At 73.0% G+C, this 14,304-nt stretch carries 11 protein-coding genes; 5 read left to right on the top strand and 6 right to left on the bottom strand.

Annotated elements, in window-relative coordinates; translation table 11 throughout:
- Together IF43_RS0132980 and IF43_RS0132975 are read right to left on the bottom strand one after the other, a co-directional pair.
- A partial coding sequence (locus IF43_RS0132980) for a carboxyl transferase domain-containing protein (RefSeq protein WP_324605145.1) occupies positions 1-361 on the bottom strand: 361 nt, incomplete at its 3' end.
- Between the two features lie 129 nt (positions 362-490).
- On the bottom strand, positions 491-697 hold the full coding sequence (locus IF43_RS0132975; RefSeq protein WP_030209612.1) for an acyl-CoA carboxylase subunit epsilon: 207 nt from the start codon (positions 695-697) through the stop codon (positions 491-493).
- A gap of 303 nt (positions 698-1,000) precedes the next feature.
- Between IF43_RS0132975 and IF43_RS0132970 the strand changes: the two genes are divergently transcribed.
- Both IF43_RS0132970 and IF43_RS0132965 read left to right on the top strand, forming a co-directional pair.
- Complete coding sequence (locus tag IF43_RS0132970) at positions 1,001-1,951, top strand: ScbA/BarX family gamma-butyrolactone biosynthesis protein (RefSeq protein ID WP_063753438.1); 951 nt, start codon at positions 1,001-1,003, stop codon at positions 1,949-1,951.
- 214 nt (positions 1,952-2,165) lie between these two features.
- A complete protein-coding gene (locus IF43_RS0132965; protein WP_030209607.1) occupies positions 2,166-2,831 on the top strand; it encodes a ScbR family autoregulator-binding transcription factor in 666 nt (221 codons plus the stop codon).
- Positions 2,832-2,984: 153 nt separating this feature from the next.
- On the opposite strand, the gene IF43_RS0132960 is transcribed toward IF43_RS0132965, so the two are convergent.
- The 4 genes from IF43_RS0132960 to IF43_RS0132945 form a co-directional block, all read right to left on the bottom strand.
- Positions 2,985-4,553, bottom strand: a complete 1,569-nt coding sequence (locus IF43_RS0132960) for an FAD-dependent monooxygenase (RefSeq protein WP_051796676.1) — start codon at positions 4,551-4,553, stop codon at positions 2,985-2,987.
- Positions 4,554-4,835: 282 nt separating this feature from the next.
- Positions 4,836-5,228 carry a DUF6009 family protein gene (locus tag IF43_RS0132955; protein ID WP_030209603.1) on the bottom strand — a complete coding sequence of 131 codons (393 nt, stop codon included), beginning with the start codon at positions 5,226-5,228 and terminating at the stop codon, positions 4,836-4,838.
- Positions 5,225-6,610 (bottom strand): phage/plasmid primase, P4 family, encoded by a 1,386-nt coding sequence (locus IF43_RS0132950; protein ID WP_234332619.1) that lies wholly within the window; start codon positions 6,608-6,610, stop codon positions 5,225-5,227. Before IF43_RS0132950 ends, IF43_RS0132955 begins: the two co-directional genes overlap by 4 nt.
- A 713-nt stretch (positions 6,611-7,323) precedes the next feature.
- A complete protein-coding gene (locus IF43_RS0132945; protein ID WP_078910641.1) occupies positions 7,324-8,484 on the bottom strand; it encodes a bifunctional DNA primase/polymerase in 1,161 nt (386 codons plus the stop codon).
- A gap of 1,101 nt (positions 8,485-9,585) precedes the next feature.
- Between IF43_RS0132945 and IF43_RS0132935 the strand changes: the two genes are divergently transcribed.
- The 3 genes from IF43_RS0132935 to IF43_RS0132925 all read left to right on the top strand — a co-directional run bounded on the left by IF43_RS0132935 (position 9,586) and on the right by IF43_RS0132925 (position 14,294).
- Positions 9,586-10,818 (top strand): ParA family protein, encoded by a 1,233-nt coding sequence (locus tag IF43_RS0132935; RefSeq protein WP_030209596.1) that lies wholly within the window; start codon positions 9,586-9,588, stop codon positions 10,816-10,818.
- Positions 10,815-11,867, top strand: a complete 1,053-nt coding sequence (locus IF43_RS0132930) for a ParB/RepB/Spo0J family partition protein (RefSeq protein ID WP_030209593.1) — start codon at positions 10,815-10,817, stop codon at positions 11,865-11,867. Before IF43_RS0132935 ends, IF43_RS0132930 begins: the two co-directional genes overlap by 4 nt.
- Before the next feature lie 102 nt (positions 11,868-11,969).
- Positions 11,970-14,294 (top strand): helix-turn-helix transcriptional regulator, encoded by a 2,325-nt coding sequence (locus tag IF43_RS0132925; protein ID WP_030209591.1) that lies wholly within the window; start codon positions 11,970-11,972, stop codon positions 14,292-14,294.
- Positions 14,295-14,304: the final 10 nt, after the last annotated feature.

Raw genomic sequence — 14,304 nt, 5'->3', positions numbered from 1 at the left:
TCGTCGCGTGGGCCTCACCCAGCGCGCCACCGAAGATCCGGAAGTCGTGCGCGTACACGAAGACCGTGCGGCCCTCGACCGTGCCCCAACCGGTGATGACACCGTCGGTGTACGGCCGCCTGTCCTCCAGCCCGAAACCGGTCGCCCGGTGCCGGCGCAGCTGCTCCACCTCACTGAACGACCCCGGGTCGAGCAGCAGCTCGATGCGCTCGCGCGCGGTCAGCTTGCCCTTGGCGTGCTGCGCCTCGGTGGCCCTCTCGCTCGGGCCGCTGACCGCCTGCGCACGGACCGCGTGCAGCTCGGCCACACGCCCGTGAGCGTCCGCCGCCTCCACAGAGGCCCGAGGAATGTCATTCGTTATCGTCACGACACGTCCCTCCCTCTCAAGGTGCGGCCCGATCGACAACCCACCCTAACAAACCGCACATGCGGTTTACGTGGTGCGGCTTGGCGCGCACACGAATCAGCCATCAGGTGAACCAGGCGCGTTCTAACGCCAGCTGTACGGAGAGCGGTAGCCCGCACTGGGCCGCTCGGGCCGCCACAGCGGAGCGTCGGGCGACTCGTCGTCGCCGGCTTCCCCGTCCCGCCCGGCCAGCAGGGAGCACAACACGACGGTGACCGCCGCCAGTTCCTCGTCGCTGGCGCTCCCGCGCTCCACTCGGAACGTGGGCCCCGCGGTGTCGATTTCAACCATTCGCCCCTCCTCCGGCCTGGTCCCCCACCGTCCGCCACGCACCTCAAGGACCGCTGTTGCCCCGCTTGAGATCTGGCTGGATCTGCCGCCCGGCCCCCCGCATCCACCCACCCCCTCCGACCTGGGACAAGGCCGCACGGGCGAGGAGGGTCGCCGGGCCGGAATCAGGGAGTCCGCAAGTTCCCCAGGAGGAGGTTCTGGTTCCGGTGGAGGTTAAACCGGTTGGTATGTATGTTTTGGCCGCCGGGCCACCCCGTCGGAATTGTTCCGTTCCATCTCGCTACAGCGACCCAGAGGAAGCCAATGACTGCGAGCACGTTCGGCGTCGTACGCACCACAGACCTCCGGCACCTCAACCTGACCACGACCGTTCCCAAGGAATTCGTGCATCGGGCCTCGGTCGCCGAAGTCATGCTCACCGACTGGCGGCGCGAGGACGACACCCATATCGCCCTCACCGCCCAGTGGCCCCGCAGCCACAGCTTCTTCACCCCGGTGGAGGACAGCCGGCACGACCCGCTGATGGTGGCGGAAACCATCCGCCAGGCCGGCACCCTCGTCGCCCACGTCGAATTCGGGGTCCCGCTCGACCGCCAGTTCCTCGTGCACGACATCCGTGTCGCCGTGCACCCCGAGCACCTGGCCGTCGGCCACTCCCCCGCCTCGGTCGACATCGCCCTCACCTGCACGACGGTCAAGCGCCACCGCGGCGCGCTGGCCAGTCTGCGGGTCGAGACCGTGATCCGGCGCGACGGGCACGTCGTGGCCACCGGCGGAGGCTCGTTCAGCTGCCTCACCAGGCCCGTCTACGAGCGGATACGCGCGTCCCGGCCGCTCAGCGACGCGGCCGGCCAACCCGCCCTCATCGCCCCGGCCGCTCCCCAGAGCGTGGGCCGGATGTCCCCCAAGGACGTCGTGCTCTCGCCCGTCGGGGAGCGCGACACCTGGCAGCTGCGTGTGGACACCCGCCACCCGGTGCTCTTCGACCACCCGGTCGACCACGTGCCGGGCATGCTCCTGATGGAGGCCGCCCGCCAGGCCGCGGCCGGCGCGCTCGGCCGGTCCTCCCTCATGCCGCTGTCGATCTCCGGGCAGTTCCACCGGTACGTCGAACTGAACAGCCCCTGCCAGGTGACCGCCTGCCGCCTGCCGCAGCAGACCCGCGGGGCCGACCCCAAGGTCCTGGTCACGTGCCACCAGGAGGGCAGACTCTCCTTCACCGGGAACGTGACGGCGCGCGCGTACCGTGACTGAGCCGGTCTGTCCCGCTCCGCCCGCGGGCGGAGCGGGACGGATCCCACCCAAGATCACCGAAATCCCCTTTGAACGGATGAAGGGCCGAACCCTTCCCATATTTCCGAGGGCTGTGCGAGGTCGTCCGCCACTGTAAGATACAGACTGGACGGTTTCTTAATGACACTGTCCACTTCGGACACACGCACACCCGACGGAGGGGAGGAGAGACACCATGGCCGAGCAAGTCCGGGCCATCCGTACCCGGCGCGCCATCCTCACGGCGGCCGCCAAGGTCTTCGAAGAACGCGGCTACCGGGCCGCGACGATCGCCGAGATCCTCGCCACCGCCGGCGTGACCAAAGGCGCCCTGTACTTCCACTTCCAGTCCAAGGAGGACCTGGCCCAAGGAGTACTCGCCGAGCAGGACCAGCGCCTCCTGGTGCCCGAGCGCCAGTCGAAGGTACAGGAGATGGTCGACATCGTGATGCTGCACGCCTACCGGCTGCAGACCGACCCCCTCGTACGCGCGGGCGTCCGGCTCTCCATGGACCAGCAGCCCGGCCTCGACCGCAGCGGCCCCTTCCTGCGCTGGGGCGAGGTCGGCCACACCCTGCTCACCCAGGCCCAGTCCCAGGGCGAACTGCTGCCCCACGTCGTACCCGCCGAGACGTCGGACGTCGTCGTCGGCGCCTTCGCCGGCATCCAGTCCATGTCCCAGGCCATCAACGACTACCAGGACCTGACCCGCCGGGTCGCCGCCCTCCTGCGGCACCTGCTGCCGAGCATCGTCGTCCCGTCGGTCCTGGCCTCGCTGGACCTCACGGAGTCCCGCGGCTCCGCGGTCTTCGCCGAGGCCGCCGCCCATCTGCCCGACAGCGAAGCGGTAGCCCTCACGTAACCCCGGCCCCGGCGGGGTTACGACCGGGCGGGGCCGCGGCGGACTCCCGGCCCCCGTCCCCGCAGGGCCGGAGCTCCGGACCGCCCCGGTCGCACCGACCACCGCACGGGTGCGCGGGGCCCGGAGCACCCGACCGCCCACGAAGCCCGGCGCCTACCGCCCGCCGGAACCCCGCTCCCCGAAGTACGCCGACAGCGCCCCCGCCAGCGGGTCCGGCACCGGATCGGCGCCCCGGCCGGCCGCGCCGCCGCCGGCCCACGCCACGTACCCGTCCGGGCGCACCAGCACGGCCCCGTACGGCACCTCGGCCGACGCCTCCGCGTGCACCACCCGTACCGTGCCGGCCCACGGCCGCGCCTGCTCCTCGTAGTCCGTCCCGGACGCCGGACCCCCCGCACCCGAGAACACCAGCAACAGCGGCCGTCCCTGCGCCAGCAGCCCGATCAGGTCGGCCGGACCCGAGCCGGTCCGCAGCACCACGTTCGGCAGAAACGTTCCTTCCAAGGCGGCCGACCCCGTGCCCCGCCGCTCGTACACCGTGTCCTGCGCACTGACCATGTCCGCCAGCGGGCCGCCCTCCCCCTGGGCCGCCAGCACCGCGCCGAGCACCCGCGTCACCGCGTCCGCCTCCGGTGCCGCCCTCATCAGCCCCAACTGGGCCCGCGTGTTGTCGACCACCCGCAGCGCCGCGGGCCGGCGCTCCCCGTCGTAGGAGTCGAGCAGCCCGGGCCCCGCCTCACCGCGCACCGTCAGCGCCAGCTTCCAGCCCAGGTTGACGGCGTCGAGCACACCGGTGCTCAGACCCTGTCCGCCGATCGGGAAGTGCACGTGCGCCGCGTCCCCCGCGAGCAGGAACCGCCCCGAGCGGAACGTCCGGGCCACCCGCGTGAAGTCGCTGAACCGCGTGAGCCAGCGCGGCTCCGCCAGCCGGACCTCGCGCCCGACGATCCGGGACACCGTGCCCTGGAGCTCGTCCAGGGTCGGCTCCCGATGGCGGTCGGCGGGCGGGCCGGTGAGGTCGAGGGCACGCACGTGCACCGCGCCGCCCGCGGCGGGCTTGGCCACGATCCAGCCGCGCGGCGTACGGTGCCAGCCCGGCCGGACCGCTTCCGGACCGAGGACCCTGACCCGGCCAGCGATCGCGGACACCGTCGCGGGGTACGCGTCGGACGCGATGCCCGCCGTCTCGCGGACGAGGCTGCGGGCCCCGTCCGCGCCCACCACGAACCGCGCGGTGCAGCGCACCGGACCCGACGGCCCGACGGCCGTGACGACCACCGTGTCCGGCCCCTCGTCGAGGCCCGTCACCCGGTGGCCGCGCAGCACCCGCACCCCGGCCTCCAGGGCCTGCCGCTCGAAGTGCCGCTCCATGTCGGCCTGGGGGCATTTCAGGATCGGGACGGGCTCGGTCGCCGGCGCCGTGACCACGAGCCCCGGCATACCGGCGAAGTGGAACGGCGCCGCACCTGCCGAAACCGGGCCCGGATCCTGCGAAGCCCGCTCGGGGGCCGGAACCGACCCCTCGCCGCCACCCGCCCCGGGCAGGCGCCCCCGCCTCGCCAGGCACTGCACCGCCCGGGCGTGCAGGGTGGTCGCCTTGGGCCGCTCCGAGACCGCGCCCTGCGCCTCGAGGACCACCGTGTCGACCCCGTACGCGGCGAGTTCCGTCGCGATCAGGAGACCCACGGGCCCCCCACCGACCACCACCACTTCCGCGCGCATCGCGCCCCCTCCCCCCAGACCCCACCGCCCCCTGCGGTCCCGCCCCCCGACGGCCCCCGCCACGCCTGACAGCGCTCGGCGGCACACCGCGGAGCCGAAAATATACCGGGTGCCCTGTTCTTTTTCAGGTGGGAGGAAGAGGCAGGTCGTGGCCGGCCCTGTGCGGGGGCGCGGGGAGCGCGGAGACGGGCGCGGCACATCGCACGGTCCGCCCGGGGCGACCGGGGCGGGCCCCGGACCTCACCGAACGGCCGGGACCGGCACCTTCACAGCAGAGAGCCCCTAGGCGGGCAGCTGCCGGGCCACCGCCGACCGCAGCGGCCCGCCCTCGGAGCGCTCCGTCTTGCGGCCCTTGTGCCCGGGCGCCAGGGTCCGCGTGTCCACGGCCTCCGCCGGAGCCCCCGTGGAGTACAGTCCGTCCGGCTCGGTGTCCCGGTCGTGCGGCAGCAGCCAGAACACCCGCCGCCGGAAGGTCCCGGACGAGCGGGACGGCTTGGCACCCGGCCCGAGCTGCGCGTAGCCGACCATCCGGCCGTCCCGGTGGTACGCGGGTTTGCCCCGCCGGGTCGGCAGCCGGTCCAGGCTCTGCCGGACGTAGTCGAGCCGGCTGATGTCCTCGAGCCAGACGAGGGCGGTCTCGTGGATGATCTCGTCCTCGCCGATGAGGGCGCTCATGCTGTCTCCTCGTGCGCGAGCAGGCCGATGCCCGGGTAGTACTTGCGCTGGTTGGACAGGATCATCTCCTTGGGAGACTCCAGTCCCACCACCTCGCGGACACGTGCCGCGAAGGCCCGGGAGGAAATCGCCGGGGCGCCCTCATTCTGGCACCAGCTCCGGTAGGCCGCGTAGAGCTGGGCCTGCTCCGCCCGTAGATCCGGCTCGATCCGGCACGACTCCCCGAGGAAGCGGCCGGTGTGGTCCTCCGTCTCGGCGTACGCCGTCGTGGCGATCCGCACGCGCTCGGGCCCGCTGAGGTCCTTGTCGCCGCCCAGGTAGCGGCGCGCCCCCTCGATCAGCCAGTTCAGGATGCCCGGACCCTCCTCGGTGACGAGGATGTCGGCCAGGTTGTCGATCTTACGGTCGTCGGAGACGACCCGTTCGAACGGGATCAGGCGCATGCGCCGCCAGAACGCGAAGCCGCCGGTACCCACCTCGGGCCGGTGGTTGCCGAGCAGCCAGAGCTTGTGCGTGGGCTCGAAGCTGAAGAAGTCCTGGCGCATCCGCCGGGCCTTGATCCGGTCACCGCCCGTGAGCAGCTTGACCCGCGCCTCGTCGAAGCGGTCGCCCGGCTTGACCTCGGAGCACACGATGACCCGGCGGCCGTGCAGCTCGGCGAGGTCGGTCGGGTGGCCCTCGTACGGCCGCGCCATCAGGAAGCCCGGCGGCGCGGCGTCCGCGTAGTCGCCGAGCAGCTTGATCAGTACGTCCAGCAGCACGGACTTGCCGTTCTTGCCGGAACCGAACAGGAAGGGCATGACCTGCGCGCCGACGTCACCGGTGACCGAGTAGCCGAGGAGCAGCTGCAGGAACCCGACCATCTCGGTGCCTTCGGGGTCGTCCCCGAAGGTGTCGGTCAGGAACCGGTTCCAGCGCGGGGTCGGCATCGGCTGCGGCGGGGCCGTGGTGGAGCGCGAGTGGAAGTCCTTGGTGGGCTCGGGGGGCCTGATCCGCCCGGTGCGGAGGTCGACGATCCCGGCCGGCGTGCACAGGGCGTACGGGTCGGCGTCCAGGCGTGCGGCGTTCAGCACCATGCCCGGGGCCGACTTGGCCTGGACGAGCATGGCGTTGATGCCGCTGGTGCTCAGCGCCCGGCGGCGGTGCTGCTGGAGGGACGCCGGCGTGTGGAGGCCGCGCGGGTCCTGGGTGGCGATGGACTCCGCCAGGTCGCCGGCGGCCCACAGGATGGTGTCGTCCTCGTCGATCTGCCAGCGGGTGGAGTCCCAGCGGTACCAGCCCAGGCCCGGCACGTGCCGGTAGTCGTTGGCGTAGAGCTTGACGAACAGCTTGGCGTTGCCCCGGTCGGTCAGCGTGTCGGGCAGGAGCCCGTCCGCCGTCACCTCCCCGGCCCCCCGAGGCCCTGTGTGCCCTTCTGCGGCCCTCGCGGGCCGCACCGCGACCGAAACCGCACCGGAGCCCCCCGCGGTGCCCTGAGCGGGCACAGCGGCCGTCTGGGCCAGGATCTGGGCGGCCACGGCCTGCGGGTCGAAGTCGACGAGCACCTCCTGAACGGCTCCGCCCCCTGCCGGGGCACCGTCCGACACCTCGTCCGGGAAGCCCACGGATGCCTCCTCGCCGCACGTCACGGTCGCCCCCTCCTCGAAGGACCGCGACGTCCCGTCGCCGAACGGCAGCATGCCCGTGGCCGGGCCGTCGCCGGGCAGCTCGTCCTCGTCGAGCGTGCCGCCGCCCAGCACGTCCCCGGCCCCGGACGGCGCGTCGCCGTAGGAGCCGCCGGGGGCGCCGTCGAGGGGCGCGTGGCCGGACGTCCGAGCGGCTCCGGGACGGGAGCCCGCACCGAAAACGTGGTCGGTGGACCCGTCAGCGCCCCCCTCCACGGAGGGATGGTCCATGGGCCCTTCGAAGGCCTCGTCGAAGGGCTCGTCCAGGACGCCGTCCCCGGGCCGGTAGGCGGGCGTGCCCGCGGACGTGCCCAGCGACCTGTCCGCCGGCCTCTCCGACCGGTCCGGAGACCTGTCGAGGGCAGCACCGAAGAGCCGGTCGTAGGAGTCGTCCAGCCGCGCCTCCGCGAGGCGCTTGTGGCGGTCCGTGGTCACGGGCGGCCCCCCGGGGTCAGCGGGCGGTGGGAGCCCGCGCTCAGCCCGCTGCGGATGATCGCGCCGCAGCGCCGTTCCTGACCGGGTCTGGCGTGTTCCGCCACGTCCCTCAGGGCGCGCTCCGCCTCGGAGGGGTGCAGCAGCCCGGCGGCGACCAGCCCGCCCGCGGTGTAGGCGGCCCGGTTGAGCTTCTCGGAGAACGCCGCGCCCTCGGGCACGGCGGCGCAGGCCGCCACCTCGGCCAGCACGGCGCCCAGGACCCGGCCCGCCATGCCGCGCCCGCCGCCGCCCGCGGCCACGACGGCCTGCTGGGCCCGCGGCGGGACGGGGCGCGGTGCGGGGACGTGCGCGGGCGGGAGGTGCCCGGTGCGCTCCAGTTCCCTGGCGAGCCACGGGGGCAGGGGCGCCGGCTCCCTGACGGGTCCCACCGGCTCGTACACCCCGGCGTCGGTCACGGTGCCCGGGGCGATGATGTAGCCGCCGTGGGCCCGTACGTCGACCTGCCAGGCGAGCGCGCGCGCGGAGCCGGAGGACCCCGCCGAGCACTGCCAGCGGTGACCGGGATTCGCCCGGTACCAGACGTGCAGGCCGTTGGATGGCGTGCGGACGCGCAGCGTGGTGGTGTCCTCGGCCGGGGACGTCTCGCCCCGCAGCGCGGCCAGCACGCCGAGCGTGTGGAACCCGTTGGCCAGGCCCTGCAGGTCGACGCTGTCGGCCACGGGGATGCCCGGCAGCAGGCGGTCCCGGCTGGGCAGCGGTTGCTCGTGGGCGTCGATGTCGATCACGACGAGGCCGGCCGGCCCGCAGGAGATCCCGACCCCGAGCCCGGGGTGGGCGCCCCACCACTGCTCGATGCGGGCGAAGTCCAGGGTGGCCGCGTGGAACCCGTGGCACCAGCGACCGGCCCGCAGGCAGGCGCAGTCCTTGGAGGTGTGCCTGGGAGCCCGACAGGCCTCGCAGTTCCCGGCGGGCGTCTTGCGGCCCGGCGAGAGCGGGTGCACGGGCCAGCCCTTGCTGGCGCACCATCGAGCCGTGGCCAGAGCCTGCCCAGGAGTGCGGGCGGCCGGGCGCGCCTGGTCACGACAAGACCCGGAACCCGGGATTCCAGTCGGGGGGTGCGCTGAGTCGCTGCGCGAATCCCGCAGCTCAGAAGCCATGCCCATCCCCCGTCAGCGACCCAAGCGACTCAACGACGGACATACCTTAGCGAAGGTCATCTGAGGAAGAGAGCATCTGCAGCCACCAGAGACACAAGGGTCACGCAGCGACTCAGCGACTGAAGGCACCCGCACCCAGCGACTGAAGCTCCTTCAGTCGCTCCCACAGTAGCTGTAAAAAACAGCAGGTCAGACCGGTTTTCGTAACCCAAACAGCGACTGAAGCGACTCAGCGACTGAATATATGACGCACGCAGGCGCACGCGCACACACGTGCGTTGCACTCCATATACCCGGACCTTGAGTCGCTTCGGTCGCTATTTACCCGCCACACCCCGTCTGACCTGGGCTTTCTCTGAGCGACTCACAGCGACTGAACCCCGCTTCAGTCGCTCTTCTTCAGTCGCTGAGCCCCTTCCCGGCCCCCAGGACCGCCCGAACGGCGCCTCTGACCTGCAGCGACCGAAGCCCCTTCGGTCGCTGGCAGCGACTCAAGCGACTCCGCAGCGCGTGTCGAGCCCGCCCCGAGCGGTTGTACGAAAACCCGCAGTCTCGGTCGCTTCGGTCGCTGCTTCCGCCCCGTCGCAGGTCAGAGCTCTACGGAGGGCGTTCCCTTCAGTCGCTCCGGGTCCTGACGACGCCCTTGCCCGTGCCCCGCCCGGCCCTGGGATCGAGCACACGAGCGACCGCGACGACGTCCATCCCCCCATGAGCGGGCTCCTGTACGAAGAACAGGTGTACGCCTTCCCGTATCTATGTACGCCGTACTGAGGTGCGACGTACTCAGGTGCGTCGAACGATGTCCGAGTACGGCGAACGATTGGCCGAAAAACGACCGGCCGCCGCCTCGCGGGAGAGCAGAGCGGCGGCCGGGACGCATCCGCGACGATCCCCCTGCGGTGGGCCGGGTCGAGGCGGCCCAGCCCGCCGGGCCAACACCTCGCGCGGCGGCTGACGCGCCCTCACCCGCCCTCCAGGCCAGGCGTCAACGCCGCCAGCACCTCTCAAACCATCCCAAAACGCCAGACTCCTCAAGCGTTTTGTTAGCAAGATTGCGTGTCACGTCCCTCAACTCCCCGGGACGTTAGTAAAGTCCCTCTCATGACTTCGCCCGCCTCCCCGAGCGACCGTGACAAGGTCGTCTCGAAGCTGCCGCCCTGGCTCCGTCAGGAGTTGAAGATCCGTACCGCCCAACTCCGCATCGACATCCAGGATGCGGTGCACCAGGGCATCGCGGACTGGAGCGCCCTCGCCTCCGCCCCCTCCCCCGTCGACACCTCCGGCGCGGAGTCCTTCTCCACCTGGCTGCCCGCCGGTCAGTGGGAGGCCTTCCGGGCCGATGCCAAGGACCGCGGAGTCTCCCTCATCCAAGGCCTCGCCCAGTCCGTCCGGCTGTGGCTCGAGAAGAACCCGGCGCCCACCGTCCAGCGGCCGTCCGTGGTCCGCCGCATCGTCGTGTGCAACCAGAAGGGCGGCGTCGGCAAGACCGCCATCACCGCCGGCACCGGAGAAGCCCTGGCCGAGGACTCCAACTCCCTGTACCCGGTCCGCATCGCCCGCCAGCTGGCCCGGCTCGCCGACGACGACCCGGCCCTGGACCGCGAGGACCTCCCGGGCTTGGGACTGCGGGTCCTGCTGGTCGACTTCGACCCCCAGGGCCACCTCACGAAGCAGCTGGGCCAGCAGCCCATGCCCATCGGCGGCGACAGCCTCACCTGCCACATGGCGGGCGAGGGCAAGGGCCCCCTCCAGGACATCGTCGTACCGATCCCCGACGGGCGCTTCGGCGACCGCCTCCACCTCCTGCCGTCCTGCACGGACGCCTTCCTGCTGGACGTGCGGCTCTCCACCGTCCGGGCCCGGGAGGCCGCCCTGGAACGGGCCCTCTCCCCGCTGGAGTCGGAGTACGACGTCATCCTCGTCGACTGCCCGCCGAGCCTGGGCCTGAGCATGGACGCGGCCATCTACTACGGCCGCCGCCGCCCGGGCGAGGAGCCCGGCGCCTCCGGCGCCCTGATCGTGGTCCAGGCCGAGGACTCCTCCGCCGACGCCTACGACCTGCTCACCTCGCAGATCAACGACCTGCGCGACGACCTCGCGCTCGACATCGACTACCTCGGGCTCGTGGTCAACCTCTACGACGGCCGCCGCGGCTACATCGCGACGTCCTCCCTCCAGGCCTGGATGGACATAAAGGATCCGCGGGTCGTGGCGATCGTCCCCGACCTCAAGGAGCAGCGGGAAGCGGTCCGCCTCAAGCAGCCCCTCTTCGTGTACGCACCCAAGGGAGACCAGGCCGTCGTCCTGCGCGCTCTCGCCCGGGAGATCTCATGAGCAAGGCAGACAAGCTCGGCGTCTCGGCCTCCTTCGCCCGCGCGCAGCCCGTGACCGTCAGTTCCCGCCGCGCGGCCATCGCCGAGGCCACCGGAGCGCCGACCTCGGGTGTCATCCCGCCCTCCGAGGTGCCCATCGAAGCCCTCACCCACAACCCCTTCAACCTCCGCGAAGAACTCACGGAGCTCGACGAGCTGGCCGAGTCGCTGCGGGTACGGGGCCAGCTGCAGCCCCTCGCGGTCGCCACGCGCATGGCCTTCATGGAGGCCCACCCGGGCCAGATCGACGGGCTGGGCCGTGCCCCCTTCGTGGTCATCGACGGCAACCGCCGCCTCGCCGCAGGCCGCCTCGCCGGGCTGACGACGATGCACATCCACGTCAACGACGCCCTGTCCGCGAGCGCCGCCGACATCCTCGAGTCCGCACTGATCGCCAACATCCACCGGGCCGACGTCGCTCCGATGGACCAGGCCCGGGCCCTCCAGGAGCTCGTGGACGTCCACGGCTCCCAGGCCAAGGTGGCCAAGCGGCTGGGCAAGACCCCGGCCTGGGTCTCCCAGAGGCTCGCCCTGCTCAACCTGACCCCGACCCTCCAGGAGAAGGTCGAGACGGGTGAGCTGAAGGTGGAGCCGGCCCGGCGCATCGGACGGCTTCCGCAGGAGGCCCAGGAGGCGGCGGCCCAGGAGAGCGCCCACACTCCCCCGCGCCAGCGCAGCCGCCCCGCCCCGGACCTCCGGGCGGGATCCGCACCCGACAGCGGCGTCGAGGCCCGGCCCGACGGCGCCGCCGACACCGAGCAGTCCGCAGGCGGGTACGGCCGGACGCCCGACCGCCCGGCACCCGAGACGCCCTCCGGCCCGACCGAGGAGCCGTCCGCGCGGACGGCCGAGCCGCCCGTTCGGGCAGCGGACGTCGAGGGGGTGGCCGGCACGGCCACCCTCACGCTGCCCGCGGGCTCCCCGGAAGAGCTCGCCGCAGCCCTCGCACGGGAGCTCTCTCCCGCGGACCTCGCGGCCTTGACGGAACACCTCGTCGCCCGACTGCCCTGAGTGGCCCGCACGCCCTGACGCACAGGGGACCGTTAACGCCGTTAACGGTCCCCTGTGCGTTTCACGTGCGATCAAAGGTGCGACCGGGGCTAAGGTGAAGCCGTGCAGCACGAACAAGGCAGGCTCTTCGCAGCCGTCGACGCCCTTCTCCAGCAGGCAGCGGCCAAGGACGCCCTCCCCGACCCTGACGAGCGCAGACGCCTGCGCGAGGCCGCGGGCCTCAGCCAGGAGCAGATCGCCAAGGCACTCTCCGTACGCCGGGAGACCGTCACGTCCTGGGAAGCCGGCCGCACCGAGCCCCGGCCCCCCAAGCGCGCGGCGTACGTCCGCCTCCTCGACGGCCTCGCCGAGCTCCACCCGATCGGGCCCCTCGACCCTGCCGGCCCCGCCGTCGACGTTAACGCCGTTAACGCCGAGCCCCCGGCCCCCACCGCCGACCCCCGCCCGGCGCCCCCCGTGGACCCCGCTCCGGAGCTCCCACCACCAGCCGCCGAGCCGCAGACCGTTAACGGCGTTAACGCCGACGCCACCTCACCCCGGCCCCGCGCCCGGGCCGTCCCCGAGCCGGCACCCGCTGACGCTGCCGACGCCCCGGCGCACCCCGCCCCTGCCCCGGCCGCCCGGACCGTTAACGCCGTTAACGCCCAACCCGCCGCCACCACCGCCCCGCCCGCCCGCGCGAGCGCCCGTACCCCCGCCCCGGCCGCCCGGACCGTTAACGCCGTTAACGCCGCCCCCGCCCCCCTGGTCGTCCTGGACGCCACGGCGACCGCCTACGCCCCCGGCGGCCTGCTCCTCGACTGCCCGGCCAAGGACCTCCCGTCCCTCCTCACCTGGGCCCTGGACGCGGGCCTCGGCGCCCCCCGCCTCCACCCCAACGGCAAGGACGCCGACCCGCTCCTGGTCCTGACGGCTCCCGCCGCCGAGCGCTTCGGCCTGCCCCTCGAGCTCGAGGACCGCCGAGCCCTCCGCCTGCCCGATGCCCATCCCGTCGTGAAGGGGCTGACCAAGGCGGGCTGGAAGCTCACCCGGCGCGGCTTCGGCCCCTGGGCCCGTGTCTACCGTCCCCCGACCCCCGTGGCCCCCGGCGAGGGCGACGACCGCCGGAGCGGGACCCGCCGCGCCTGCGTGCAACTGGCCGTCCTGCCCTGGGGCGCCCTCGACACCCGCTCCTGGGGCGACACGGCCACCTTCCCCGCCCCCGAGATCGCCCGGGTCCTCGGCACCTACGCCTCCCGGGTCCTCGTGCCCCGCGGCTCCAGCGCCGTCTGCGGCCTGGAGCTCATGACCGCCCTGCGCCCGCCCACCCGGGCCCTGCGCCAGGACGGGCCCGACGGCACCGTCACCTGGGTCTCCGCACCCGTCTCCGGCACCCTGACCGCCCCGGTGGACCCGGCCCCGCCCGAGGCGCCCGACGAGCACCCGGTCGTCGCCTCCCGCTACCCGCGGGCCCACCGGCGCACCCCGGACGAGGTGCTCGACGAGGAGGCGTACGACTGGATCCGCGATCCCGAGCTCCTCACCGACGAGGAGTGCGCCCGCACCTACGCCGTCGGCATCGACGTCAACATGGCCTTCGCCGCCGCGGCCAACCGCCTCACCGTCGGCCTCGGCCCGGCCACCCACGTCAGCGCGCCCCGCTTCCACCCGAAGCAGCCCGGCAGCTGGCTCGTCGACCTCTCCGGCATCGAGCTCGACCCCCGTCTGCCCAGCCCGTTCACGCCGTCCGGGCAACGCCCCGCCGGCCCCGCCTGGTACGCGACCCCCACCGTCGCGTACGCCGTCGAGCTCGGCCACGAGGTACGGCCCGTGGAGGCGTACCTGCGCGACGAGCCGACCGCCTACCTCGACCCCTGGTACGCCCGGCTGCGCGACGCCTACCTGGCCACGATGGCGGACCTGGGCGTGACCGCGGACCTCTCCGAGGCCGAGCTGCTCGACGCCATGACGGTCCACAAGACCCGCGACCCCGCCCTCGCCAACGTGCTGGCCGCGGTCAAGGCCACGGTCAAGGGCGGCATCGGCAAGCTCCGCGAGCGCCCCCAGGGCATCGGCTACCGCCCCGGCGAGCCCTGGCCCGCCCTCGAGCGCCCCACGTGGCGCCCCGACATCCGGGCCGCCGTCATCGCCACGGCCCGCGTCAACATGCACCGCAAGATGCTCCGGCTCGCCGCCGCGGGTCTCCATCCCGTCGCCGTCCTGTCGGACTGCGCGGTGTACCTCTCCGACGGCCCGAGCCCGCTGGACTTCCTCCCCCGCACCCCGGAGGGCAAGCCGCTCCCCGGCGGTTTCCGCCTCGGCGTCAGCCCCGGCATGGTGAAGCACGAGGGGACCCAGCCGCTCCTGTGGGCGGTGGGCATGCTCGACGAGGGCCACAACCCCGCCCGCCACATCAAGGGCCACGACGCGGCCGCGTACGGGGAGTAGGGGACTAGGA

Origin of the sequence: Streptomyces sp. NRRL S-87 (genome assembly GCF_000719335.1) — a bacterium.
Classification (GTDB): domain Bacteria; phylum Actinomycetota; class Actinomycetes; order Streptomycetales; family Streptomycetaceae; genus Streptomyces.
This window is presented reverse-complemented; position numbering and strand designations above follow the sequence as displayed.